General features: G+C 67.3%; 23 protein-coding genes. 8 read left to right on the top strand and 15 right to left on the bottom strand.

Translation table 11 applies throughout. The features are described from left to right. Positions 1-9: 9 nt before the first annotated feature. Positions 10-234, bottom strand: a complete 225-nt coding sequence (locus ACAM55_RS23805; protein ID WP_369653885.1) for a DUF1127 domain-containing protein — start codon at positions 232-234, stop codon at positions 10-12. A gap of 90 nt (positions 235-324) precedes the next feature. Between ACAM55_RS23805 and ACAM55_RS23800 the strand changes: the two genes are divergently transcribed. Next, positions 325-1,215, top strand: a complete 891-nt coding sequence (locus ACAM55_RS23800; protein WP_369653884.1) for a LysR family transcriptional regulator — start codon at positions 325-327, stop codon at positions 1,213-1,215. A gap of 2 nt (positions 1,216-1,217) precedes the next feature. Here the strand turns inward: ACAM55_RS23800 and ACAM55_RS23795 are convergent, their stop codons facing one another. The 3 genes from ACAM55_RS23795 to ACAM55_RS23785 form a co-directional block, all read right to left on the bottom strand. Next, positions 1,218-2,252 (bottom strand): aliphatic amidase, encoded by a 1,035-nt coding sequence (locus ACAM55_RS23795; RefSeq protein ID WP_369653883.1) that lies wholly within the window; start codon positions 2,250-2,252, stop codon positions 1,218-1,220. Positions 2,253-2,426: 174 nt separating this feature from the next. Continuing rightward, the gene (locus ACAM55_RS23790) at positions 2,427-2,927 is read right to left on the bottom strand and encodes a hypothetical protein (RefSeq protein ID WP_369653882.1); all 501 of its coding nucleotides are present in this window, start codon (positions 2,925-2,927) and stop codon (positions 2,427-2,429) included. Beyond that, entirely contained in the window at positions 2,924-3,862 is a 939-nt protein-coding gene (locus ACAM55_RS23785; protein WP_369653881.1) for a LysR family transcriptional regulator, read from the bottom strand. The genes ACAM55_RS23790 and ACAM55_RS23785 overlap by 4 nt, the downstream gene beginning before the upstream one ends. Positions 3,863-3,957: 95 nt before the next feature. On the opposite strand from ACAM55_RS23785, the gene ACAM55_RS23780 reads away from it, so the two are divergent. Beyond that, the gene (locus ACAM55_RS23780) at positions 3,958-4,953 is read left to right on the top strand and encodes an SDR family oxidoreductase (RefSeq protein WP_369653880.1); all 996 of its coding nucleotides are present in this window, start codon (positions 3,958-3,960) and stop codon (positions 4,951-4,953) included. A 25-nt stretch (positions 4,954-4,978) separates the two neighbouring features. Here ACAM55_RS23780 and ACAM55_RS23775 read toward each other — a convergent pair whose 3' ends face one another. The 5 genes from ACAM55_RS23775 to ACAM55_RS23755 form a co-directional block, all read right to left on the bottom strand. After that, on the bottom strand, positions 4,979-5,917 hold the full coding sequence (locus ACAM55_RS23775; protein WP_369653879.1) for a glutaminase: 939 nt from the start codon (positions 5,915-5,917) through the stop codon (positions 4,979-4,981). Next, on the bottom strand, positions 5,914-6,813 hold the full coding sequence (locus ACAM55_RS23770) for a DMT family transporter (RefSeq protein WP_369653878.1): 900 nt from the start codon (positions 6,811-6,813) through the stop codon (positions 5,914-5,916). Before ACAM55_RS23770 ends, ACAM55_RS23775 begins: the two co-directional genes overlap by 4 nt. Before the next feature lie 41 nt (positions 6,814-6,854). After that, a complete protein-coding gene (locus tag ACAM55_RS23765) occupies positions 6,855-7,334 on the bottom strand; it encodes a BON domain-containing protein (protein ID WP_369653877.1) in 480 nt (159 codons plus the stop codon). Positions 7,335-7,351: 17 nt separating this feature from the next. Next, the gene (locus tag ACAM55_RS23760) at positions 7,352-7,861 is read right to left on the bottom strand and encodes a flavin reductase family protein (RefSeq protein WP_369653876.1); all 510 of its coding nucleotides are present in this window, start codon (positions 7,859-7,861) and stop codon (positions 7,352-7,354) included. Between the two features lie 113 nt (positions 7,862-7,974). Further along, a complete protein-coding gene (locus ACAM55_RS23755; protein ID WP_369653875.1) occupies positions 7,975-9,204 on the bottom strand; it encodes a nucleoside recognition domain-containing protein in 1,230 nt (409 codons plus the stop codon). Between the two features lie 74 nt (positions 9,205-9,278). On the opposite strand from ACAM55_RS23755, the gene ACAM55_RS23750 reads away from it, so the two are divergent. Further along, the gene (locus ACAM55_RS23750) at positions 9,279-10,865 is read left to right on the top strand and encodes a phospholipase D family protein (protein WP_369653874.1); all 1,587 of its coding nucleotides are present in this window, start codon (positions 9,279-9,281) and stop codon (positions 10,863-10,865) included. A gap of 7 nt (positions 10,866-10,872) precedes the next feature. Here the strand turns inward: ACAM55_RS23750 and ACAM55_RS23745 are convergent, their stop codons facing one another. Further along, positions 10,873-11,679 (bottom strand): metallophosphoesterase, encoded by an 807-nt coding sequence (locus tag ACAM55_RS23745; protein WP_369653873.1) that lies wholly within the window; start codon positions 11,677-11,679, stop codon positions 10,873-10,875. Positions 11,680-11,802: 123 nt separating this feature from the next. On the opposite strand from ACAM55_RS23745, the gene ACAM55_RS23740 reads away from it, so the two are divergent. Then, entirely contained in the window at positions 11,803-11,976 is a 174-nt protein-coding gene (locus ACAM55_RS23740) for a hypothetical protein (RefSeq protein WP_369653872.1), read from the top strand. Between the two features lie 10 nt (positions 11,977-11,986). Here the strand turns inward: ACAM55_RS23740 and ACAM55_RS23735 are convergent, their stop codons facing one another. Then, complete coding sequence (locus ACAM55_RS23735) at positions 11,987-12,967, bottom strand: LysR family transcriptional regulator (protein ID WP_369653871.1); 981 nt, start codon at positions 12,965-12,967, stop codon at positions 11,987-11,989. A 107-nt stretch (positions 12,968-13,074) separates the two neighbouring features. Between ACAM55_RS23735 and ACAM55_RS23730 the strand changes: the two genes are divergently transcribed. Continuing rightward, on the top strand, positions 13,075-13,623 hold the full coding sequence (locus tag ACAM55_RS23730; protein WP_369653870.1) for a hypothetical protein: 549 nt from the start codon (positions 13,075-13,077) through the stop codon (positions 13,621-13,623). A gap of 92 nt (positions 13,624-13,715) precedes the next feature. Here ACAM55_RS23730 and ACAM55_RS23725 read toward each other — a convergent pair whose 3' ends face one another. The 3 genes from ACAM55_RS23725 to ACAM55_RS23715 form a co-directional block, all read right to left on the bottom strand. Then, entirely contained in the window at positions 13,716-15,584 is a 1,869-nt protein-coding gene (locus ACAM55_RS23725; protein ID WP_369653869.1) for a phosphoenolpyruvate carboxykinase (GTP), read from the bottom strand. Positions 15,585-15,729: 145 nt separating this feature from the next. Continuing rightward, positions 15,730-15,882: a hypothetical protein gene (locus ACAM55_RS23720; RefSeq protein ID WP_369653868.1), complete on the bottom strand. Its 153-nt coding sequence runs from the start codon at positions 15,880-15,882 to the stop codon at positions 15,730-15,732. A 91-nt stretch (positions 15,883-15,973) separates the two neighbouring features. After that, a complete protein-coding gene (locus ACAM55_RS23715) occupies positions 15,974-17,197 on the bottom strand; it encodes a threonine ammonia-lyase (protein WP_369653867.1) in 1,224 nt (407 codons plus the stop codon). Between the two features lie 116 nt (positions 17,198-17,313). Here ACAM55_RS23715 and ACAM55_RS23710 point away from each other — a divergent pair, with 116 nt between their 5' ends. The 3 genes from ACAM55_RS23710 (at position 17,314) to ACAM55_RS23700 (ending at position 22,659) form a co-directional block, all read left to right on the top strand. Then, complete coding sequence (locus ACAM55_RS23710; protein ID WP_369653866.1) at positions 17,314-19,638, top strand: ATP-binding protein; 2,325 nt, start codon at positions 17,314-17,316, stop codon at positions 19,636-19,638. Between the two features lie 81 nt (positions 19,639-19,719). Beyond that, on the top strand, positions 19,720-21,321 hold the full coding sequence (locus ACAM55_RS23705) for a S41 family peptidase (protein WP_369653865.1): 1,602 nt from the start codon (positions 19,720-19,722) through the stop codon (positions 21,319-21,321). 147 nt (positions 21,322-21,468) lie between these two features. Continuing rightward, positions 21,469-22,659 (top strand): nucleoside hydrolase, encoded by a 1,191-nt coding sequence (locus ACAM55_RS23700; protein ID WP_369653864.1) that lies wholly within the window; start codon positions 21,469-21,471, stop codon positions 22,657-22,659. A 21-nt stretch (positions 22,660-22,680) separates the two neighbouring features. Here ACAM55_RS23700 and recQ read toward each other — a convergent pair whose 3' ends face one another. Further along, positions 22,681-24,576: a DNA helicase RecQ gene (gene recQ / locus ACAM55_RS23695; RefSeq protein ID WP_369656468.1), complete on the bottom strand. Its 1,896-nt coding sequence runs from the start codon at positions 24,574-24,576 to the stop codon at positions 22,681-22,683. Positions 24,577-24,863: the final 287 nt, after the last annotated feature.

Below are 24,863 nucleotides of genomic sequence, written 5' to 3'. Positions count from 1 at the left end.
GATTGAACCTCAAATTCCGGCGCGATGGCCGACCGGGCGAGCCGTTTTCTTCAGATCCATCAAGCCCTGCACCTGGCTGCGGCCGATGCCCAGGTCGCGCAGCTCGTGGTCGCTCATGCCGGCCAGCTGCAGCGAGTCCGCGCGGCTGCGGCGGCGCTCCGCGGCGCGGCGGCGCCAGCTGCGCAGGGCATGCATCAGGCGTTGATGAAAGGGCGAGTGCGTCGGCGCTGTCACGGTGGTCTCCTTGTGGGGGAGCGCTCATCTTGCGGCGATGCATGCTATTGTGGAAGTTGAGATTCCTGACACCTTCAATCAGCATTCCTGATGCGACAGCTCAACCTCGACCAACTGCGCACGCTCATCGCCATCGCGGATCTGGGCACCTTCTCGGCGGCGGCCAAGGCGCTGCATCTCGCGCAGCCGACCGTGAGCCTGCACATCAGCGAACTCGAATCGCGGCTGGGCGCGCCGCTGGTGCTGCGCGGCAGCCGCCGCGTCACGCCCACGGCAGCCGGCGCGGCGCTGGTCGAGCGCGGGCGCAAGCTGCTGCGCGATACGGACGATGCCGTCGAGGCGGTCAAGCGCCAGGCCGAAGGCCGCACCGGCCGCGTGCGGCTCGGCACTTCCACCGGCGTGGTGGTCGACCTGCTGCCGCAAGTGCTCGAAGCGCTGGGCGTCCGGCATTCGGGCATCGACGTGGAGGTGAGCATCCTCGGCTCGTACGAGGCGATGGCGCGGCTGGCCGCTGGCACGCTCGACATCGGCCTGGTGGCCATGCCGCAGCCGCCGCAGCGCGACATCGTCGTCACGCCGTGGCGCGACCAGGCCATGATGGCCTTCGTGCCGCAGCGCTGGAAAGCGCCCCGGCGCGTCACGCCGGCGTGGCTCGCGGCGCAGCCGCTGATCTTCAACGACGCCACCACACACATGTACCGGCTCTCGATGGAGTGGTTCGCGGCGGCCGGCTTCGCGCCGCGTGCGCGCATCGAACTCAACTACGACGCAGCCATCCGCAGCCTGGTGGCGGCCGGTTACGGCGCGGCGCTGCTGCCGATGCAGCAGACCACCGATGCGGCGCTGAACGAGCGCATGCAGATCCTGCCGATCGCGCCCAGGCTCACGCGACGCCTGGGCATCGCGCACCGCCAGCGAGCCATGCTCGATGGCGCCACGCAAAGCGTGCTGCAGGTGTTGACGACGTTTCGCCAGCTCTGATTTCAGCCCTGGGCGGTCCCGTTCGGAATGCCCTCGATCGGGCATTCGGCCGTGCCGATGGTGCTGCGCGTGATCGACTCCACCTTCCTGCGCGTGCCCTCGGGGTCGTTGATCCACTGCGTGTAGAAGTCGTAGGGGCAGGCCGCCACGCCCTTGTCGCCGTCGCCGGAGTTGATGATGCCGGTGTAGCCGCGGTGCATCAGCTTGAAGAGGTGGTTCTGCGACTGGCCGTTCTTGCGTGCATCGCGGATCAGGCTCATGGAGAGCTCGGCGTAGTTGATGCCCATTTCTTCCTCGCCGCATTCGCCCAGCGTGCGGCCGTCGAAACCGATGAGGGCCGAATGCCCGAAGTACGAATACACGCCGTCGAAGCCCGCCGCGTTGGCCACCGCCACGTAGGTGTTGTTCATGAAGGCCATGGCCTTCGACACCAGGATCTGCTGCTCCTTGGCCGGGTACATGTAGCCCTGGCAGCGGATGATCAGCTCGGCGCCGCGCATCGTGCAGTCGCGCCAGATCTCGGGGTAGTTGCCGTCGTCGCAGATGATGAGGCTGATCTTCATGCCCTTGGGCCCGTCGCTCACGTAGGTGCGGTCGCCCGGGTACCAGCCTTCGATCGGCGTCCACGGCATGATCTTGCGGTACTTCTGGACGATCTCGCCCTGGTTGTTCATGAGAATCAGCGTGTTGTAGGGCGCCTTGTCCGGATGCGCCTCGTGGCGCTCGCCGGTCAGCGAGAACACGCCCCACACGTTGGCGCGGCGGCAGGCATCGGCAAAGATCGCGGTCTCCTCGCCGGGCACGGTGGCGGCGGTGTCGTACATCTCCTTCGCGTCGTACATGATCCCGTGCGTGGAATATTCCGGAAAGATCACCAGATCCATGCCCGGCAGGCCCTTCTTCATGCCGACCAGCATCTCGCCGATCTTGCGGGCGTTGTCCAGCACCTCGGCCTTGGTGTGCAGGCGGGGCATCTTGTAGTTGACGACCGCGACGCCGACGCCATCGCTGCTGCTCGAAATATCACCATGTCTCATGACGCTGCTCCTGAAGGGTGGTTGAGAAAAGAGAACAAAAAAAAGCCCGAGCCGGTGTTGAACCGATTCGGGCTTTGCGTCTCTGGTGCAGGAGCGGGTTCGTGTCGTCGGAGCCGATTGTTCTCAACTCAGCGCGGGCTGCACATACGTCATTTCGCTGATTGCGGGGCGCGTTCAGCGGGGCCGTGCATAGCCGGATTCGATCCAGGCGCTGGCGCTGGTGGCGGTGAGCCTGAAGGCGGGCGATGCGTTGACGCTGGCGAGTTCCGAGTCGTCGGCATCGTCATAAGCCGTCAGCGTGGCCGAGGGGTTGTCCTCGTCGGGCACGATGCTCAGGGCCACGCGAATGCGCCGGTCGCCCTGCGCAGTGACGGTCACGCTCTTGTTGAGCGTGGCGTGCAGCTGCTGCTCGTGGCGGCGAATGACCTCGGCGGCGGTCTTCACCAGCGTGGAAAAGGCGGGCCCGTCGAGCGGCTTCGGGTTCTTCTTGTCGCGGCCCATGGTCCAGGGGCCGACCAGCGCCGGCTCGGGGTCGCCGTGGCGGGTCATCTCGACGGCCCAGCCGTCGTCTTCCTCGTTCTTGATGACACGCGCGGTCCATTGGCCGTCGCGCCAGAGGCGGGGTTCCTGCAAGGGGAGGGTGTCGGAGTCGGTGGAGTCTGTAGCTTCTGTCATTCGGATGCTTGTGTTCGTGCGCGGCCCATTTTCGCCTGCGCCTGGGAGCCGATGTATTGCCGCAGGCCATCGACCAAGGCATCGAAGGCGGCGCGGCAGCGCGGGCTGTTGCGCAGGTCCTCGTGCATGGTGACCCAGGTTTCGAGCTTCAGCGAGAAGGTCCGCGGCACCAGGCGCACCAGCGCCTCGTTGCGCAGGGCGAGCCCGACCTGGCAAATGCCGATGCCCGCGCCGGCGCGGATCAGCGCGAGCTGCGCCAGGTCGTTGTCGGTACGCAGCGAAAAAGTTTCGCGGTTGAACCCCTTCAGCGACTTGCCCGCATTGCGAACGAAGGCCGAAGGCTGGTCGTAGCCGATGACCGAATGCGCTGCCAGTTCTTCGAGCTTGCGCGGCGTTCCGTGGCGGGCCAGGTAGTCCTTGTGCGCATGAAAGCCGAGTTCGATCTGCCCGATGCGTCGCGCCACCAGCTGCTCCTGCCTTGGCCGCATCATGCGCACGGCAATGTCGGCTTCGCGCCGCAGCAGGTCTTGCACACGGTTGGTGGCCACCAGTTCCACCTTCAAGGCCGGGTGCTGTTCGCGCAGCCGGGCGACGATGGGCGGCAGCACCTCGACGCCGATCACTTCGCTGGCGGACACCCGCACCACGCCCCGCACGCCTTCGCCCTGGCTCGTGGCGGCGCGCGCCAGCGAGGCCGCGGTGCTCTCCATGGCCTCGGCGTGGCCCTGCAGCGCCAGTGCCACTTCGGTCGGCATCAAGCCCACCTGCGAGCGCGTGAAGAGCACCACGCCCAGCGCTTCCTCCAGCGCCGCGACATGGCGCCCCGCGGTCGGCTGGGTGATGCCGAGCGCGCGCGCCGCGCCCGAGAGCGAGCCTTCGCGCAGCACGGCGAGAAAAGAGCGGTAGAGCTCCCAGCCGATGTTCTTCGAAGTCATGCATGAATGTATAGCTGTTGGCTCATGTTCGGCAATTCCAATGGAACGAGAGGCGCTCCAGAATTCATCATCGACAACTCTTCTGGGGCGTTTTCATGGCACGCGGCAACGACACGGTTCTGGTTCTTGGCGCCACGGGCGGCATCGGCGGCGAGGTGGCGCGGCAGCTTCGCGACGCGGGATGGCAGGTGCGCGCACTGAAGCGCGGCGCGATCGACCCGATGGCACCGAAGGACGGCATCACCTGGATTTCCGGCGATGCAATGGACAGGCACGCCGTGGCAGAGGCCGCGAAAGACTGCTCGGTCATCGTGCATGCGGTCAACCCGCCGGGCTACCGCCGCTGGTCGGAGCTGGTGCTGCCGATGCTCGACAACACCATCGCGGCCGCCACCGCCGAAGGCGCCACCATCGTGCTGCCCGGCACGCTCTACAACTACGGGCCGGATGCGTTCCCGGTGCTGGCCGAAGACTCGCCGCAGCGCCCGGCGACACGCAAGGGCGCCATCCGCGCGGAGATGGAAAGGCGGCTCGAAGCCGCCAGCCGCCGCGGCGCCCGCGTGCTGATCGTGCGCGCCGGCGACTTCTTCGGTCCGAAGGCCGGCAACAACTGGTTCTCGCAGGGGCTGGTCAAGATGGGGAAGCCGGTCGGCACGGTGAGCGATCCGGGCAGGAGCGGCATCGGCCACCAGTGGTCCTACCTGCCGGACGTGGCGCGCACCATGGTCGAACTGCTGGCTCGCCGGGGAAGCCTGCAAGACTTTGCGTGCTTTCACATGGCCGGCCATTGGGACGCCGACGGCACGCGCATGAGCGGTGCCATCCGCAGCGTGGTGGCGCGCCGCACCGGCACCGAGCCGCGCGTGGCAAAGTTTCCGTGGTGGCTGCTGACCCTGGCCTCGCCCTTCGTCACCACCTTTCGCGAGATGCGCGAAATGCGCTACCTGTGGAAGACGCCCGTGCGGATGGACAACGCGCGCCTCGTCGCTTTCCTCGGCCGCGAGCCGCACACGCCGCTCGACGAAGCGGTGGAGGCTTCGCTCGAAGGCCTGGGGTGCCTGCGCACCGCGTCCGTGGCGGTGCCAGCCTGAGGCCGATGCCCGAGCAGGCAGCCGCTCAGAAGACCGACAGCCCGGTTCTCGCGACGAAGAGTTCCAGCGCCTTCATGCCGAGCAGCGAATTGCCCGTGGCGTCGAGCGCGGGCGACCAGACGCACAGCGTGAGCCGGTCGGGCACCACGGCCACGATGCCGCCGCCCACGCCGCTCTTGCAGGGCAGGCCGATGGAGAACGCCACGTCGCCCGCGGCATCGTAGGTTCCGCAGGTGAGCATCAGCGCATTGATCCGGCGCGTCTGCCGCTCGCCGGTCACCTCGGCCGCGCCGTCGATCGGATGCGCGCCGTCGCGGCACAGGAACGCCGCCGCGCGCGCGAGCTGGCGGCAGCTCATGCGCAGCGCGCACTGGTGAAAGTAGGTGTCGAGCACCATGGCCACGTCGTTGTCGATCTTGCCGAAGCTCTTCATGAAGTTGGCGAGCGCGATGTTGCGGAAACCGGTCGCGGCTTCGGACCGCGCCACCTCGTCGTCGAACGAAATCGGCTCGCCGCACAGGCTGCCCATCAACGCAAGAATGTCGGCCTTGGCGCTGCCGCCGGCCTGCAGTGCCTGGCTCACCAGGCGGTCGGCCACGGCGATGGCACCCGCATTGATGAACGGGTTGCGTGGCTTGCCGTGTTCGTTCTCCAGCTGCACCAGCGAGTTGAAGGGATTGCCCGATGGCTCGCGGCCGATGCGCTCCCACAGCGCGTCGCCCATGCGCTGCATGGCCAGCGTCAGCGTGAAGAGCTTCGACACGCTCTGGATCGAGAATGGCGTTTCGGCGTCGCCGGCGAAAGCCTCGGTGCCGTCGCAGGTGCGCAGCGCAATGCCGAGCTGGCGCGGGTCGATGCAGGCCAGCGCGGGGATGTAGCCGGCCACCGTGCCGGCCTTGCCCAGCATGGGCCGCAGGGCGCTGACGATGTCGTCGAGCACCGGCTGGAAGTCCGTGTCTTTCATGGGCGCACCCTCCGCCGGTTGACCATCACAATGCCGAGCCCCACGCCCGCCAGCGCCAGCATCAGCTGAAGCGTGAGCGGTTCGCCCAGCAGCACCACGCCGAACACCAGCGCGAACAGCGGCGTGAGGAAGCTGAACGACGACATCTGCGTGGCGGGATAGTGCCGCAGCAGCCACATCCAGGTGAGATAGCTCGCGAAGGCGCCGACCACGGTCTGCAGGCCGATCGAGGTCCATGCCCACGCCGAATACGAGAAGCCCCATTTTTCCCCGAGCGCCAGCGACAGCACCGGGCACACGGCGGCGGTCACGCCCACCTGGTAGAACAAGGATTTCTCGGCGCTGGCGGTGGCCAGGCGCGTGGTGCGCAGCGCCAGCGTGGTCAGGCCCCAGAGCATGCCGCCAGCGAGCCCCATCGCATCGCCGATCAGCTGGCCCGAGCCCGAATGCCCGAAGCCCTCGCTGAACGCGAACAGCACGGCCGCGAAGGCGATGGTGAGGCCCAGCCACTGCAGGCCGCGCAGGCGTTCGGCGGGCACCCAGCGCGGCAGCAGCAGCGAGACCCAGAACGGCGCGGTGTACAGGAACACCGTGAGCCGCGAGGCCGAGGTGTGCTGCAGGCCCAGGTAGATGCAGGCGAACTCGCCCGCGAACAGCAGCCCCACCACCAGGCCGCCCGGCAGCGTGCCGTCGCGCTTGAAGAGCGGCACGCCGCGCGACACGCACCAGAGCCACAGCAGCGCGACGGCGCCGACCATGCGGATCGTTGCCTGCCAGAGCGGCGGCACTTCCGCCACTGTCGTCTTGATGAGGATCTGCTGCAGCCCCCAGAACGCGCAGCATGCGATGAGAAGGCCGATGGCGAGGGAATCGAGGTGGGTCTTGCGTTGGATCATTCGGCTCGTTGTCGTCGTTGCCTGTGCTGCTGTTTTTGCGTTCATCGGCCGGCCACGGGATAGGTCGGCTTGCCGCGCGTGCCCACCATCAGGTCGGGCACCACGGTTTCGACATCGGGCACCGCGCGTGCGGCGCGCTCGAGTTTGCGGGCCAGTGCGGCCGACGGCACACAGCCTTGCAGGTAGACCCAGCGGCGCTGGATGACCACCCACACGCTGCTCTTCTGCACGCCCGGCACGGCCAGCAGCGCGGCGCGCACCTTGGGCGCGAGCGGCTTGTCGTAGCGGTAGGCGTTGCTGTCGGTGCACTTTCCCGCGAGCCAGCAGCTGGTGCCGCGCTCCAGCCGCGAATGGGTCTGGGCGCGCCTTTCGTCAGCGGTATAGAACGGGCCTTCGGGCATGGTGCAGGCGGGCAGGCCGGCGGAGACCCGGAAGAAGGGATCATCGAACCAGTTCTGCTTGAGCGGCGCCGCCGCCTCCTGAGCCACCGCAGCCTGTGCAGCCAGCAGCAGGACGGGCATGAGTGCAGCCCAGCGGCTCACAAGGGATGTTCCGTGTAGAAACGTCCGCCGTGGAACAGCAGCGGCGAGGCGCCGGCGTTGTGGGTGCAGCGCTCGACTTCGCCGACGAAGATCACATGGTCGCCTTCGTCATAGCGGCTGCGGTTGAAGCACTCGAAACTCGCCGCCGCGCCCGCCAGCACCGGGGCACCGCCCAGACCTTCGGTAAAGGCCACGTCGGCCCAGCGGTCGATGTTCTTGGTGGCGAAGCGCTCCGCCAACTGCTTCTGGTTGGCGGCGAGGATGTTGATGGCGTAGTGCGAGCCGGTGCTGAGCGCGGCCATCGAAGCCGCGGCGCGCGCCAGGCTCCACAGCACCAGCGGGGGCGCGAGCGACACCGAATTGAACGAATTGGCCGTGAGGCCGACCAATGCGCCCTCGGCTGAACGTGCGGTGACGATGGTCACGCCAGTGGCGAACATGCCGAGCGCCTCGCGGAATTCTTCGGGCGAAAAGGTAGGGGGCTTGGCCCGGCGGGAGGTGGTCACGAGGAAGGCTGAACGTTGAAAGGCAGAGGACTATTCTGGCTCAGCGCACGGTCGGCTGCTCGGCGGGGCCGCATCACCCCGGCGGCCCCGGCTGCGCGACAGGTTCCGCGGCGTCAGCCGAAGAACCAGTAGCAGACTGCAATCGCGGCAACCACGCCGGCCAGCTCGGCCAGCAGCGCGCACGACACCGCATGCCGCGCGCGCTGGATGCCGACGGCGCCGAAGTACACGGCCAGCACGTAGAAGGTGGTTTCGGTGCTGCCCTGGATGGTGGCGGCCACCAGCGCGGGGAAGCTGTCCACGCCCTGGGTCTTCATGGTCTCGATCAGCATCGCGCGTGCCGCGCTGCCCGAGAAGGGCTTGACCAACGCGGTGGGAAGCGCGTCGACAAAGCGTGAATCCCAGCCGCCCATGTCCACCAGCCAGCGCAGCCCCCCGAGCACGAAGTCGAGCGCGCCCGAGGCACGCAGCACGCCGACCGCGCACAGCATCGCCACCAGGTAGGGCAGCAGGTTCTTCGCGATGTCGAAGCCTTCCTTCGCGCCCTCGATGAAACATTCGTAGACCTTGATGCGCCGGATCGCGCCGGCCAGCAGGAACACGATGATCACGCCGAACAGCGCGAGGTTGCCCATCAGCGAGGAGAGCGAGGCGATGGCTGCGGCAGACAGCGTGCCCAGCAGCGCCATGAAGCCGCCGAGCAGCAGCGCGCCCGGCACCAGGTAGGCCAGCACCACCGGGTCCCACAGCCGCAGGCGCTGCGCCACGGCCACCGAGAGCAGGCCCACCAGCGTCGATGCACTGGTGGCCAGCAGGATCGGCAGGAATACCATCGTCGGATCGCTTGCGCCCTGCTGCGCGCGGTACATGAAGATCGTGACGGGCAGCAGCGTGAGCGACGAGGCGTTAAGCACCAGAAACAGGATCTGTGCGTTGGTGGCCGTGACCGGGTCGGGGTTCAGCCGCTGCAGCTCGCGCATGGCCTTGAGGCCGATGGGCGTGGCCGCGTTGTCGAGCCCGAGCGCGTTGGCCGCAAAGTTCATCGTGATGAGGCCCAGCGCCGGATGGCCCGCCGGCACGCCCGGCATGAGCCGACTGAAGAGCGGGCCCAGCAGCCGGGCAAGCCAGCCGACCAGCCCCGCCGCCTCGGCGATGCGCAGGAAGCCGAGCCACAGCGTGAGCGTGCCGAACAGCAGCACCATCACCTCGACCGCGAGCCGCGCCATGGCAAAGAGGCTTTCGACGATGGCCGCAAAAACGGCCGGGTCGCCGCCCACGAGCCAACGCCCGAGCGCGGCCAGCATCGCCATTCCGAAGAAACCCAGCCACAAGCCGTTGAGCACGCGTGTTCTTTCCTTTTTTTGTGAGCGCGATCATAGGGCTCCACTCGCGCCTGTCTCGGGCTACAGTGCGGCCCATGGCAGCTTCTCCCCTGATCCGCAGGCTCGCGGCCCTGGTGTGGGCCGCCGTGGCTTCGGCGTGGCTGGCGGGCTGTGCGAGCCTGCCGCCGCCGCAACCGCACGCGCCGGCCACGGCCATGACCGACGTGGCCGACACCGCGCTGGGCCAGCTGGCGCGGCTGGGGGCGGCGCCCCATGGAGCCGCGTCGCTGTCGGGCTTCCGGCTGCTGCCGGAAGCGGCCTTCGCCTTCGACGCCCGCATCTCGCTCGCCCGGCATGCCGAGAAGTCGCTCGACGTTCAGTACTACCTGATCCAGAACGACGACGTCGGGCTGCTGTTGCTGCGCGAACTGCGCGACGCGGCGGCGCGGGGCGTGCGGGTGCGCCTCTTGGTGGACGACCTCTACACGGCAGGAGAGGACGAGGTGTTCGCCGCGTTCTCGGCGTTTCCGAATGTCGAGGTGCGCCTGTTCAACCCGCTGCCCTCGCGGGTCGGCTCGTTCGCGCTGCGGCTCCTGTTCTCGGCCGCCGATTTCGGCCGCATCAACCATCGCATGCACAACAAGCTGCTGGTGGCCGACAACAGCTTTGCCGTCTCGGGCGGCCGCAACATCGCCAACGAATACTTCATGCGCGGCACGGCCGCGAACTTCATCGACATGGACGTGCTTTCCAGCGGGCCGGTGGTGCGCCAGATGTCCGAAGGCTTCGACCGCTACTGGAACAGCGAGCATGCCTGGCCCATCGAGCGCATCGCGCCGCTGCGCATGACGGTGGACGAGGCGCAGAAGCGCTTCGACACCATCGCCAGCACGGCGCAGCCCGACGTGCCGATTCGCCAGCGCGACGTGATGGACAGGTCGCCGGTGGGCGAGCAGCTCACCACCGGCAAGGTCGAGCTGCGCTGGGCGCCGTTCACGCTTTTCGTGGACGACCCCGCGAAGATCACGCGCGCGCCCGGGGCGGCCTATGCGGGCAGCGTGAACGAGGGTGCGCTGGGCGTCATCAATTCGGGCAAGCGCGAGGTCAAGATCGCCTCGCCGTACTTCATTCCCGGCCCGCCAGGCATGGCCATGATGAAGGCGGCGATCGATCGCGGCGGGCGGATCACCGTGGTGACCAATTCGCTCGGCGCCACCGACGAGCCGCTGGCCTATGCGGGCTACGAACGCTATCGCGCCGACATGCTGAAGATCGGCGTCACCATCTACGAGATCGCGCCGATGCTCACCGGGCGCTCGGGGCGCTTCGGCAACTTCGGCCAGTCGATCAGCCGCCTGCACGCCAAGATCGCGGTGATCGACGACGAGCGGTTCTTCATCGGCTCGATGAACCTTGACCGTCGCTCCGCCGCGGTCAACACCGAGATGGGCCTCGTGATCGACAGCCCGGAACTGGTGGCCGACTACGAAAAGCTCTTGGGCGGAGAGCGCGTGAGCCTGGGTTACCGCCTGCGGCTCGCGCCCGGCGGCCGCCGCGTGCAATGGCTGGAATACGACGACGCGGGCGGCGATATCGTCCACGAGGACGAGCCCGGCGAGTTTCTCTGGCTGCGCTTCAAGAACTGGCTGCTGCTCCCCATCGTGGGCGAAGAACTGCTGTAGCCCGGCGTCAGGACACTTCGATCAGCAAATTCGGGCGAAAGCCTTCCTGTTCGCCCTTGCCTTTGTAGCCGAGCGGGTTGGCCACCACGCGGCAGCCGTCCTTCACGTAGTCGAAGGGGCAGTGCAGGTGGCCATGCAGCCACAGCCGGGCGCGGGGCAGCAGCGCATCGAGCGAATTGCAGAAACCCGCCGTGCCCGGCGTGAGGCCGTAGCGCGGATCGGCGCTGGCCAGGCTGGGCGCGAAATGCGTGATCGCCACCGTGGTGCCGCCGAACGGCTCGGCCAGCGCCGCTTCGAGCCAGGCCTGGCATGCCAGCCCCTGCTCCCGCATCGCGCCGGCCATGAAGGGCTGGCCATGGCGCACGGTGGCGGCCTTTTCCAGGTAGAAATCGGCCGCCCGCATGGCCTTGCCGCGTTTCTTGAGCGCGTCCGCCAGGCCGTCGGTGGGCGTCACCAGCGCGTCGAAGTCGGCCCAGAGGGTGGTGCCGATGAAGCGGATGCCCTCGATGACCGTTGTTTCCCGCTCCAGCCAGAGGATGTCGAGCTCCTTGCAGAGCACACGCAGGCGGTCGTGGGTCTGGTCGAAATCGGCGTTGTCGTATTCGTGATTGCCCGGCACATACATCACCGGCACGGGCCAGCCGTTGCGGGGCGAGAAGCGGCCCAGCCCGAAATCGGGGTCGGTCAGGCGGGAGCCCTGCTGGTAGGAGCCGATATCTCCTGCCAGCACCAGCATGTCGGCCCCGGGCGCGGGCTCGGCCTGGAAGCGGGGATGGGACTCCAGATGCAGGTCGGAGAGCAGTTGCAGCTTCATCTGGGTCAGTCTAGGGGAATCAGTCCATGCATAAAGCGCATGAAGTGGGGCTTTCAATATTAGGGATAACCCCTATTCTTAGGACATCAACCACTCCAGCGCAGCCAAAAGCAGCGCACTGTCATGTTCAGCCTCATTGCCCAAGTGGCCCGTTTCTTCCGTTCTTCCAATGACAGCATCCCGGCCAGCCATGCCGCGACGCTGATGGAAACCGCCGACGTCCGCGCCGGCCTCGATGCCCACCACGCGCAGGAACTGCGCGTCGCGGCATCGGCCTGGCTCTCGGTCGTTCGCTAAAAAGCCCAGGTCAGCCGGGCACCTTCTGCCCGAGGACCGAATCCGCGAATGCCGCCGCGGCCGAGCGCAGCAGCGCCGTTCGCAGCCACTCGTGCGCGTGCCCGTGCTGCGCACGGCGATGCCAGATGGCGTCGACGTGCACCATCGGCTGGTCGAAGGGCAGGTCGCGCAGTACCAGCTGGTCGTCGATGCCGGTCACGGTGACGAAATGGCGCGGCAGCACCGTCAGCAGGTCTGAATTCGCGACCACCCGGCCGGCCGTGAAGAACTGGTTCACGGTCACCACGATGCGCCGCTCGCGACCCATGGCGCCCAGCGTCTGGTCGATGAAGCCGTATGGGCGCCCCGAAAAACTCACGAGCAGGTGCCGGGCGGCGCAGTAGTCGTCCAGCGTGAGCGGCGCATCCGCGAGCGGGTGTCCGCGCCGCATCACGCAGACATACTGGCCCAGATAGAGCCGCTGCGTCTCGAACGCCACCCCCACGCCCGATTGCCCCCGCGCCGCAAGGCTGGCGATCACGGCCGGAAAGTAGCCGATCGCCATGTCGACTTCTTCCTGCTCCAGCATCCGCCGCGGATCCCGTGTCGTCAGCGGCAGAACGCGCAGCGAGATAGCGGGCGCTTCCTTCTCCACGATTTGCACCAGCCCCGGGATGAGCTCGGCGGCCGTGGCATCGGCCATGGCCAGCAGGAAGGTGGTGTCGGCCGTGGACGCATCGAACTCGCCCGGCGCGAGCGTGTGCTGCAGCTGCCGCAAGGCATCCCGTACGGTGGGCCAGAGCGCCAGCGCGCGCGGCGTGGGCTCCACGCCCGCGCCCGACCGGCTCACCAGCTCGTCGCCGAGCACTTCGCGCAGGCGGCGCAGCGCGTTGCTCACCGCCGGCTGGGTGATCGACAGGTTGCGCGCGGCGCGCGTGAGGTTGCGCTCCGCCATCACTTCATCGAAGACGCGCAGCAGGTTGAGGTCGAAGGTGCGGAAATTGACATCCATCAGTGATGTGAATGATAAACATCAGAAAGATAAAGTGGCAAAACACTAGGGCAAACCCTAATATCACTACATCGGCACCCAGCCATTCATCCCTGGAGGGATTCATCATGACCAGCTTTGTCCACGTAGACCAACCCACTGTGCACCCTGGCGTCCAGCGCGCCGAGGTGCTGTTCGGCCAGATCCAGGCCGCCCGCGCCGGCGCGAAAGGCTCGCGTCCGCTGATTGTCCTGCTGATCGTCGCCGTGGTTTCCGCGGTGCTGGTGGTGGCCGACACGCTCGTTTCCAACTGGGACGAAGGCGCGCTGCTCGCCGCCTGGGCCGTGCTCTGCGGCGCCGCTTTCGGCATCGCCGCGTTGTTTGCCGGCTCGCTGCGCAACGTTTTCGCCGGCGTGGCCGGCGCCTGGAACGCAGCCGCCCAGCGCCGTGCATCGGCCCGCGCCGACGCCCGCTTCCTGGAAACCGCGAAGAACGACCCGCGCGTGATGCAGGAACTGCAAGCCGCCACCTGGCGCCAGCAGTCCGAAGGCAAGGTTTCGACCGCGACGGCTGCGAAGGTGGACGCGCTGGCCCGCGTGGCCGCACGTTCCAGCGAAGCGCGCATGCCCACGCTGTACGAAGCCATGCGCCGCATGAACAGCTCGCGCTACTACTGATCGACTGATCGATCCGCCAGCCGAGTCATGAAAAAGCCGCCCTTGGGCGGCTTTTTTCATTGGTGCGGCCGGGGCCGCACAAGTGGATGGCGTCAGGCCGCCAGGCGCTGTTCGATGGCGGCCTTGGTTTCCGGCAGTTCCTTCGGCAGGTGGTGCGCCAGCTGCTGGAACAGCTCGGCATGCAGCTTCAGCTCGGCCTGCCAGGCGGCCTTGTCGATGCTGGTGACGGTGGCGAACTGCTCGGCGCTGAAGTCCAGGCCGGTCCAGTTGAGGTCCTCGTAGCGCGGGCTCACGCCGAAGACATGGTCCACGCCCTGGGCCTTGCCTTCGATGCGGTCGATGATCCACTTGAGCACGCGCATGTTCTCGCCGTAGCCGGGCCAGACGAACTTGCCGTCCGGACCCTTGCGGAACCAGTTGGTGGTGTAGATCTTCGGCTGCTTGGCGCCCGAGGCTTCGAGCTTCTTGCCCAGGTCGAGCCAGTGCTGGAAGTAGTCGCTCATGTTGTAGCCCATGAAGGCCAGCATGGCGAACGGATCGCGGCGCACCACGCCCACCTGGCCGACGATGGCGGCGGTGGTTTCCGATCCCATCGTGGCGGCCATGTAGACGCCCTCGGTCCAGTTGCGGCCTTCGGTGACCAGCGGCACCGTCGTCGAGCGGCGCCCGCCGAAGATGAAGGCGTCGATCGGCACGCCGGCCGGGTCGTCCCAGGCCGGGTCCAGCGCCGGGTTGTTGGTGGCAGCGACGGTGAAGCGCGAGTTGGGGTGCGCGGCCTTGGCGCCGGTTTCCTTGGCGATGGCGGGGGTCCAGTCCTTGCCCTGCCAGTCGATCAGGTGCTCGGGCAGCTTCTTGCCGGGCGTGTCGTCCTCGAGGCCTTCCCACCACACGTCGCCGTCGTCGGTGAGTCCCACGTTGGTGAAGATCACGTCGCGGTCCAGGCTCTTGAGGCAGTTGGGGTTGGTCTTGAGGTTGGTACCGGGGGCCACGCCGAAGTAGCCGGCTTCGGGGTTGATGGCGTACATGCGGCCATCATTGCCGGGCTTGATCCAGGCGATGTCGTCGCCGATGGTCGTGACCTTCCAGCCGTCGAAGCCGGCCGGCGGCACCAGCATCGAGAAGTTGGTCTTGCCGCAGGCCGAGGGGAAGGCGGCGGCCACGTGGTACTTCTTGCCTTCGGGCGAGGTCACGCCCAGGATCAGCATGTGCTCGGCCAGCCAGCCCTCGTCGCGGCCCATGGTGGAGGCGATGCGCAGCGCGAAGCACTTCTTGCCCAGGAGCGCGTTGCCGCCGTAGCCCGAGCCGTAGCTCCAGATCTCGCGCGTCTCGGGGTAGTGGACGATGTACTTCGTCTTGTTGCAGGGCCAGGCCACGTCCTTCTGGCCGGCTTCGAGCGGCGCGCCCACGGTGTGCACGCAGGGCACGAACTCGCCGTCGGTGCCGAGCACCTCGTACACGGCCTTGCCCATGCGGGTCATGATCTTCATGTTGACCGCGACGTAAGGGCTGTCGGAAAGCTCGATGCCGATGTGCGCGATGGGCGAGCCGAGCGGGCCCATGCTGAACGGCACCACGTACATCGTGCGGCCCTTCATGCAGCCGTCGAACAGCGGCTGCAGCGTGGCGCGCATCTCGGCCGGGGCCAACCAGTTGTTGGTGGGGCCGGCGTTTTCCTTCTTCTCGGAGCAGATGAAGGTGCGGTCTTCGACGCGCGCGACGTCGCTCGGGTCGGACAACGCGAGGAAGGAGTTGGGGCGCTTGGCGGGGTTGAGCTTCTTGAAGGTGCCCGCGTCGACCAGTTTCTGGCACAGGCGGTCGTACTCTTCCTTGCTTCCGTCGCACCAATGAATGGCCTCGGGTTTGCAAAGCGCGGCCATTTCGGCCACCCAGGCAATCAGCTTTGCGTTCTTGACGAATGAGGGTGCCTGAATGGCGAGGCCCTGCATCGTGGGTGCGTTCATCGGAAATCTCCTAAGTTGAAAAATCGTCTTTCCGAACGGGGCGCCGCGCCGGCATGGCGCGGAGGTCCGTTTGAGAAAACGTTTCTCTTAGGGAGACTGCGTCAACGCGGGCCGCAAAACCCGCGGACGAAGACGCAAATGGCTGTCAGGCCAAATAGACAGCGATGGATGCGAGCAGCAGCATCAGCACGCCGCCGGCCAGCGGCAGGACGAGCGGCATCAGGTGCACGACCGATTCGACGGCGTCGTGTTCAACGGCGGCGGCGTGGTGGGGCTCGACGGGAGTGGGGTTGGACATTGAAATTACCTCGAATACGCAAATACAAAAAACTGGGGGCATTTTACGGGCGGGGCCCGCCGGCTCGGTCTAGGGGGTTGCGAGCCCCCTGTCAGTGCTGTTCTTCGGCCTCGAAGCCGGCCTCGTGCAGCGCGCCCAGCACGCTGGCCAGGTGGGCCCGCCCGCGGGTCTGCAGCACCAGCTCGATGTCGACGTTCTGCGCTGCCAGCATGGTGAATGCACGTTGATGGTGAACCTCATCGACGTTAGCGCCCGCTTCCGCTACGGTGGCCGTGATCTGGGCCAATGAGCCCGGTACATCTCGCGCGCTGACCCGCACGCGGGCCAGCCGGCCGGCCCGCACCATGCCGCGTTCGATGATGGCCGCGAGCAGCAGCGGGTCGATGTTGCCACCCGAAAGCACCAGCCCCACGCGCTTTCCCTTGAAGCGCTCCGGATACCGGATCAGCGCCGCCAGGCCGGCCGCGCCCGCGCCTTCGACCAGGGTTTTCTCGATTTCGAGCAGCATCAGCACGCCCTGCTCGATGTCGCCTTCGTCGACCAGCAGCAGGTCGTCGACGTGGGTGGCGATGATTTCCCGCGTCAGCACGCCCGGCGTGCCGACCGCGATGCCTTCGGCGATGGTGCTCTTGCCCTGCAGGTGCTGGGTGCCCTTGACCGCATTGACCATGCCCGGAAAGCGCGTGGTCTGCACGCCGACGATCTCGATGCCGGGTTTGCGGTCGCGCGCCGCAATGGCCATGCCGGCAATCAGCCCGCCGCCGCCGACCGACACCACCAGGGTGTCGAGGTCGGGCACCGCGTCGAGCATTTCGAGCGCCACCGTGCCCTGGCCCGCGATGATGGCCTCGTCGTCGTAGGGGTGGACGAAGGTCAGCCCTTCGCGTTCGGCCAGTTCCAGCGCATGCGCGCGTGCGGCGTCGAGCGTGTCGCCGTGGAGCACCACCTCGGCGCCGAAGCCGCGCGTGCGCTCGATCTTGACGCCGGGCGTGAACCGCGGCATCACGATGAGCGCGCGCAGGCCGAGCCGCTGCGCGTGATAGGCCACACCCTGGGCATGGTTGCCGGCCGACATGGCCACCACGCCCCGCGTGGTTTCCTGGCCGTCGCCGCGCGGCCCGTTCTCCGAGAGATCGACCAGCTTGTTACACGCCCCGCGTTCCTTGAACGAGGAGGTGAACTGCAGGTTCTCGAACTTCAGGAACACCTGCGCGCCCACGATCTCCGAGAGCGTGCGCGATTCGACACAGGGCGTATTGAGCACCTGACCCTGCAGGCGCGCCGCGGCGCGCCGGATTTCTTCGATTCCGACCATGGCGGGCATTGTGGCTGGAATCGCATCATCAGGGTTTTTACCGTTCCAGTGTCTTCCCGAAGAGAAAAGTCTGCGTTATGGTCGCCCCAGGAAATTCCTCGTCTGGAGGCTGTCTGATGGTCAAGCGTGCGGGTGTCGATGTCGTGGCTGCTGCGGTGCGCGGGCAGGCATTGCCGTCGCCCGGGCTCAAGGGCGCGCCGGTGCTCGAGCTGATGTGCTCGCACTTCGTGCTCACGCTTGCCGCCAAGCAGGGGCCGCGCTTCAACGTGCGCCGCGACATCAACGGCCTGCTCTCGCTGACCGGCCGCCACCTGGTGTGGCCGGCCGCAGTGCTGCAGCGGTTGCGCGAATTCCTCGGCCGCCGCTGCGCGGGCAACGAGGCCTGGAAGGGCGTCGAGAATTTCGACGGCCGCACGCTGCTGGAGCGCCACGGCGTCTGGCGCGGCCCGTACGAGGAAGGCACGCTCTTTTTCTACCTGGACGAATACGCCAAGGACCAGCCCAAGGACCTGCTCTCGGTGCTGGCCGTCACGCGCGACTGGCTCACCCACGCGCTGCGCAAGCAGTCGACGCTGGTCGAGAAGAACATCGATGCGCTCGCAGGCCTGCTGCAGCTCAACAAGGCCGAGCGCGCGCTGCTGCTCTACGGCACGCTCGCGCGCTACCAGCGCGACCTGCGTTCGCTGCTGGTCGAGTTCAAGGTCAACAATGCGCCCGAGGCCTACGCGGCCATTGCCGACATTGCGGGCGTCAACGCGAGCGAGGTGGGGGAGGCGCTGCGCGCGGGCTCGCGCCTGGAGCGCATCGGACTGGTCGAGAACCTGATCTCCGAGCACAACATCACCGACCTGGCCGACCTGATGAAGGTCAGCGAAAAGCTGCCGCCGGTGCTGATGCGCGAATACCGCGACCACAACGAACTGATGGCCGTGTTCACGCGGCCCTCGGCCAAGAGCGCACTTACCGCGCACGACTTTTCCTTTGTCGAGGAAGACGCGCAGATGCTCGTCACGCTGCTGCGCGCGGCGGTGGCGCGCAAGGAGCCCGGCGTCAACGTGCTGCTCTACGGGCCGCCCGGCACAGGCAAGACCGAACTCGCCAAGGTGGTGGCGCAAGCGGCCGGGCTCGAGCTGTTCGAGGTCGAGTACGCCGACCGCGACGGCAACTCGCTGAGCGGCCGCGACCGCTACCGCTCGCTGCAGATCGCGCAGGTGTTCCTCAAGGGCAGCGCGCAGGCCGCGCTGTTGTTCGACGAGGTCGAGGACGTGTTCCCGCCCATCAGCACCGAGGCCGCGCAGTTCATGGCGCGCGCCGAGCAGACTCCGGCGCCCACCAGCGGCAGCGTGAGCGGCAAGGCCTGGGTCAACCAGATCCTCGAAGCGAACCCGGTGCCCACGCTGTGGGTGACCAACCGCATCGAGCAGATCGACCCGGCGTTCCGGCGCCGTTTTGCCTATCACCTCGAACTCAAGTCGCCGCCCCCCGGCGCGCGCGAGCAGCTGGTGAAGAAAACGCTCGAGGGCATCGTGGTGTCGGAAGCCTTCACCGCCAAGCTGGCCGAGCGCAAGGGCCTCACGCCCGCGCAGATCCGCACCGCGGTGCGCTTTGCGGGGCTGGCGCAAACCGATGGTGCGTCGATGGAGGCGCTGATCGAGCGGCAGCTCAAGAACGCCGACCTCGCGCTGGGCACGCTCGACACCGGCCTGGGCGAGCGCCGCAACGTGACCACCTACGACCTCGGCATGCTCAATGTCGAGACCCGCTTCGAGATCCCGCGCGTCGTGGCGGCGCTCAAGGCGCGCGGCCACGGCACGCTGTGTTTCTACGGCGCGCCCGGCACCGGCAAGACCGCGCTGGCCGAGCACATTGCCAAGGCCATCGGCCGGCCGCTGATCATCAAGCAGGCCAGCGATCTCATGAGCAAGTACGTCGGCGAAACCGAGCAGAACATGGCCGCCATGTTCAAGGAGGCGGAGGCCGAAAAAGCCGTGCTGCTGCTCGACGAGGCCGACAGCTTCCTGCAGGACCGGCGCGGCGCCCAGCGCACCTACGAAGTGACCGAGGTCAACGAGATGCTGCAAGGCATGGAGCGCTTCAACGGCGTCTTCATCTGCACCACCAACCTGCTCGACCGGCTCGACCAGGCGGCGCTGCGGCGCTTCACTTTCAAGATCAAGTTCATGCCGCTCACCGCCGCGCAGCGCGAGCGCATGTTCGTGACCGAGGCACTGGCCGGCGATGATGCATTGCTCACCGGGGAGATCAAGGCCCGCCTCGCGCAATTGCGCCAGCTGTGCCCGGGTGATTTCGCGGCCGTGAAGCGGCAGACGGACATTCTCGCAGTCGAGTTCTCGGCCGCCGAATTTCTCGACCAGCTCGAGGCCGAGCACCGCATCAAGCCCGAGGTGCGCGAGTCGCGCGGCATGGGTTTCGTGCAGTAGGTATAGAGAGCCACAAAAGTCCGCCGGCACACGGCAAACAAGAAAACACCGTCCGTCGCAACGGACGCGAGGAGGGGTTCGATGAACTCAGGCAATGCGGGCACGCGGGAGATGCCGCGCCCCACCGTATCGGCCGCGGCCGCATTCGTGCTCGCCTGCGCGGCCTTCGCACTCGAGGGCTGCGGGGGCGGGGGCGGCGGAGGAGGAGGCGGCGGCGGCGCGTTCCCGATCATTGCGCCCCCGGCGGCCATCGCACCGCCGCCCAGCGGCGGCGACGACGACGCCATTCTTGCCTCGTCCACCGTGGCGGGCCTGTGCGCCGCGCCGCGCGGCGGCCTCAACCCCGAAACCGGGCTGGCCTACCCCGACAAGCCCGGCACGCTGACCGACGAGAAGCGCTGGGTGCGCGGCTGGATCGACGAAACCTATCTCTGGTACGGCGAGGTGCCGACCACCCTCAAAGCCGCCGACTACGCCACGCCGGTCGCTTATTTCAACGTGCTCAAGAGCCCGGCCGTCACCGCGTCGGGCCGCGCGAAGGACCGTTTTCACTACGTCTACGACACCGAGCGCTATCGGCAGCTGTCGCAGAACGGCGTGGCGCCGGGCTACGGCATGGAGTTCGCGTTCGTGCGCAACTCGCGACCGCGCGACCTGCGCATTGCGTTCATCGAACCTGGCTCGCCCGCGGCAGCGGCCGGCATTGCGCGCGGCGCCAAGGTGCTCGAGGTGGACGGCATCGACGTGATCAACGGCACCAACACCACGGTCATCAACCGAGGCATCTCGCCGACGACGATCGGCGAATCGCACGTCTTCAAGCTGCAGGAAGGCAGCGCGACGCGCACCCTGACGCTGGCGGCCGCGAGCGTCACGCGCACGCCGGTGCAGAACGTGAAGAGCATCGACACCGGCAGCGGCCGCGTGGGCTATCTGCTTTTCAACGACCACATCACGACCTCGGAGTCGCAGCTCATCGATGCCTTCAAACAGTTCAGGCAGGACGGTATCCAGGACCTGGTGCTCGACATGCGCTACAACGGCGGCGGGCAGCTCAACATCGCGAGCCGGCTCGCCACCATGGTGTCTTCGTCCACCGCTTCGTCAGGCAAGGCTTTCGAGCGCCTCGTCTTCAACGACAAGAACCCGTTCCACCTGACGCCGGCGCAGTCGATCATTCCGTTCTACGGCACCAGCCGCACCGGCGCGACGCTGCCGAGGCTCGGCCTTTCGCAGGTGACGGTGCTGGTCGGGCCCGACACCTGCTCGGCCAGCGAATCGGTCGTCAACAGCCTGCGCGGCATCGACGTCAAGGTCAACCTCGTGGGCGGCGCCACCTGCGGCAAGCCCTACGGCTTCTCGCCGCAGGACAACTGCGGCACCAGCTACTTCGCGATCCAGTTCCAGGGCGTCAACGCCAAGGGCTTCGGCGACTATGGCGACGGCTTCGTACCCGACTGCACCGTGGCCGACGATTTCGACCATGCGCTCGGCGACCCGGCCGAGGCGCGGCTCGCGGCCGCGCTTGCCATGCGCGGCGGCGGCGCATGCCCTGCATCGGCTTCGGCCAAGACCCTGCCGGGGCTGGAGAAATCCGAAGCGATCGAGGAGCAGCCCTACCTGCTTCACCGCACCCCGCTGCGCGAAATGCGCCTGCTCGAAGCCGCGCCCTCGCCGGGCTGAGCCGCTTCGGCGGCATCGCCGTTACCCTTTGAAACCTTGCCCTCCGCCATGTCCGCGGCATGCGCTTTAGAGTTACAGCAAACGTTTGCGCAAACGTTTGGCATTTAGTTCTACATCGCCAACAACACCACTCGAGAAGGAGCCGGGATGAAGATTCGGATTCAGCGACGCAAATGGATGGCGGCGGCATTGCTCGCCACGGTGCTCTCGGCCTGCGGTGGTGGCGGTGGCGACGGCAACAGCGGCATCGGGCTGGCTCCGGGCTTCGGCGCGGCCCCGCCGCCGGCGCAGAAGATCATCATCGACAGCGACTACAACACCATGAGCGACGACGGCCAGCTCGGCGTGATGGCCGCGCAATTGCAGGCGTCGGGCAAGGTGCAGGTCATGGGCATCAGCGTGGTGTCGGGCAACCAGTGGCTCAAGCAGGGCGTGGCCGATGCGCTGAAGTCGGTCGAGCGGCTGGGCGTGGGCGATCGCATCGGCATCTATGCGGGCGCGAACTACGCGTTCAATCACGACTACGCGACCATCGAGGCCGAGATGGCTGCCGGCTCCGGCGGCGACGGCTACCTGGGCGCCTGGAGCTCGCCCGAGCCCAAGACCGATGCCGACCTGAAGCCCTCGCCCGACGGCTTTGCCACGCATACCCCAGTGCAGGGCAGGAGCGCGGTCGACTTCATCGTCGACACCGTGAAGGCCAACCCCAACGAGATCACCATCCTGGCCATCGGCCCGCTCACCAACATCGCGCTCGCGGTCAAGCAGAACCCCGAGATCGTGCCGCTGATCAAGAAGATCATCTACATGGGCGGCGCCATCGACGTGGCGGGCAACACCACCAAGTTTGCCGAGTTCAACTGGTGGTTCGACCCCGACGCCGCGCAGTTCGTGGTGCGCCTGCCGATCCCGCAGGTGGTGGTGCCGCTCGACGTGACCGACACCGTGTTCCTGACCAAGCCCATCTACGACCGCATCGCGCATCCGGCCAGGCCGACCGCTGTGACCGAGGTGTTCAGGCAGCTCAATGGCTACGGCTTCAGCGGCACCAACGGCTTCGAGAACAACCCGGCCTACACGCAGAACATCTGGGACACGCTCACGCTCGCCTACCTCATCGATCCGAGCTATGCCACGCAAACGGTGGAGCGCTATGTCGACGTGGTCGCCAAGCCCGGCGCCGCCGACAACGGCCGCTCCGTCGGCTACGGCTCGCAGCCCGCAGGCCCGGCGCTGCAGAAGATGACGGTGGTGAAGAAGTTCGACAACGCGCGTTTCTTCGAGCTCTACGTCGACCTGCTCACGCGGCCGGTGCCGATCACGCTGCCGGCCGGCTGACCGCCGGCGCGCGTCGCAAAGCTAGAAGGCGCTGCAAACCCGCAGCACCTCGGTGCCGTAGGCCTCGAGCTTCTTGGTGCCGATGCCGCTGATGCCCTGCAGGTCTTCGAGCGTCGCGGGTGCGCGCTCGGCAATGGCCGCCAGCGTGGCATCGTGGAAGATCACGTAGGCCGGCAGGTTGTGCTCGCGTGCCACCTCCGCGCGCCACGCCTTGAGCGCCTCGAAGCGCTTCTTGCCGGTGTCGTCGAGCTTGGCAGCGGCCGGCGACGGCGCGCCTTTGGCGACCTTCTCGCGGCGGGGCTTGCGCTCCGCCGGCGACGAGACCGATTCGCGCAGCGTCACGTTCGATTCGCCCTTGAGCACCGCACGCGATCCCTCGGTGAGCTTCAGCGTGTTGAAGGCTTCCGCATCGACGGCCAGCGCGCCCGTGGCGATGAGCTGACGCAGCACGCCGCGCAGCTGCACCTCGCTGAACTCGGCGCCCAGCCCGAAGGTGCTGATGCGTTCGTGCCCGAACTGCTTCACCTTCTCGGTTTCCTTGCCGCGCAGGATGTCCATGATGTGGCCCGCGCCAAAGCTGATGCCGCTCAGTTGCTGCACGCGGTAGATGGTGGAGAGCAGCTTGCGCGCGGCGTCGGTCCCATCCCACACCTGCGGCGGGTTCAGGCAGTTGTCGCAGTTGCCGCAGGGCGTGCTCTTCTCGCCGAAGTAGCCCAGGAGGCGCACGCGCCGGCAGTCGCTCGCCTCGGCCAGCGACAGCAGCGCGTCGAGCTTGCCGCGCATCACCTGCTTGAACTCTTCGCCGGCAGGGCTCTCGTCGATCATGCGGCGCTGGTTCACTACGTCCTGCAGGCCGTAGGTCATCCAGGCGTCGGCCGGGGCGCCATCGCGGCCCGCGCGGCCGGTTTCCTGGTAGTAGCCCTCGATGTTCTTGGGCATGTCGAGGTGGCCGACAAAACGCACGTCGGGCTTGTCGATGCCCATGCCGAAGGCGATGGTCGCCACCATCACGATGCCTTCCTCGCGCAGGAAGCGGTCCTGGTGCCTCTGGCGCACCGCCGCATCCAGGCCGGCGTGGTAGGGCAGCGCATTGATGCCCGCACCCTGCAGCATCACCGCCACGTCTTCCACGCGCTTGCGCGACTGGCAATAGACCACGCCCGCGTCGCCTTCGTGCTCGCGCTCGATGAAGCGCAGCAGCTGCGTGGTCGCGTCTTTCTTCTCGACGATGGTGTAGCGGATGTTCGGCCGGTCGAAGCTGGAGACGAACTGGCGCGCCTCCTCGAGCTGCAGCCGCTCGACGATGTCGGCGCGCGTGAGCGCGTCGGCGGTGGCCGTGAGCGCAATGCGCGGCACGCCCGGATAGCGCTCGTGCAGCACCGTGAGTGCGCGGTACTCGGGACGGAAGTCGTGGCCCCACTGGCTCACGCAATGCGCCTCGTCGATCGCGAACAGCGAGAGCTTGCCGCGCTCCTTCAGCGAATCGAGCTGCGACAGAAAGCGCGGCGTGTTCACGCGCTCGGGCGCCGCGTACAGCAGCGTGATCTCGCCGCGCAGCATCCGGCGTTCCACGTCCTGCGTCTCTTCCCAATCGAGCGTGGAATTGAGAAAGGCCGCGTTCACGCCGGCCTCGTGCAGCGCGCCGACCTGGTCGTGCATCAGCGCGATCAGCGGCGACACCACCACCGAGACGCCGCGCCCCGCGCGCTGCCGCGCAATGGCCGGGATCTGGTAGCACAGCGACTTGCCGCCGCCGGTGGGCATCAGCACCAGCGCGTCGCCGCCGCCCACCACGTGGTCGACGATGTCCTGCTGCGGCCCGCGGAACTGCGAGTAGCCGAAGACTTCGTGAAGGATGTCGGCGGGGGCGCTGCTGCTGCCGGGGGCGTCGAGGGGGAGGGGAGCGAGCGAGGACACAGGCAGCGGTGCGAAGGGCGGGATGGGCAAGAAGAGGGGGAAGCGTCGATTGTCCCCCAGCGGCATCGACATGACTGTGGCATGAGGTTTGCAAAGGTGAAGCCCGTCCCGCCACCCTTCCTGTATAGACAGCAATCTGGTGCATTTTCCCGAGGAATGCACCGGAAAAGGTACTTCCGGGTTATCCTGTATATACAAGTTGGGGCGCTTGGCAACAATGCGAGGTTCGTGCAGCCCGGACACCGGAGCGCATCGCCGAGCTTTTTCCCAAAGAACAGAACCAGGAG

The organism is Variovorax sp. V213, assembly GCF_041154455.1.
Taxonomy (GTDB): domain Bacteria; phylum Pseudomonadota; class Gammaproteobacteria; order Burkholderiales; family Burkholderiaceae_C; genus Variovorax.
The sequence above is the reverse complement of the archived record's forward strand: the minus strand, read 5'-3'. Positions and strand labels throughout refer to the sequence as shown.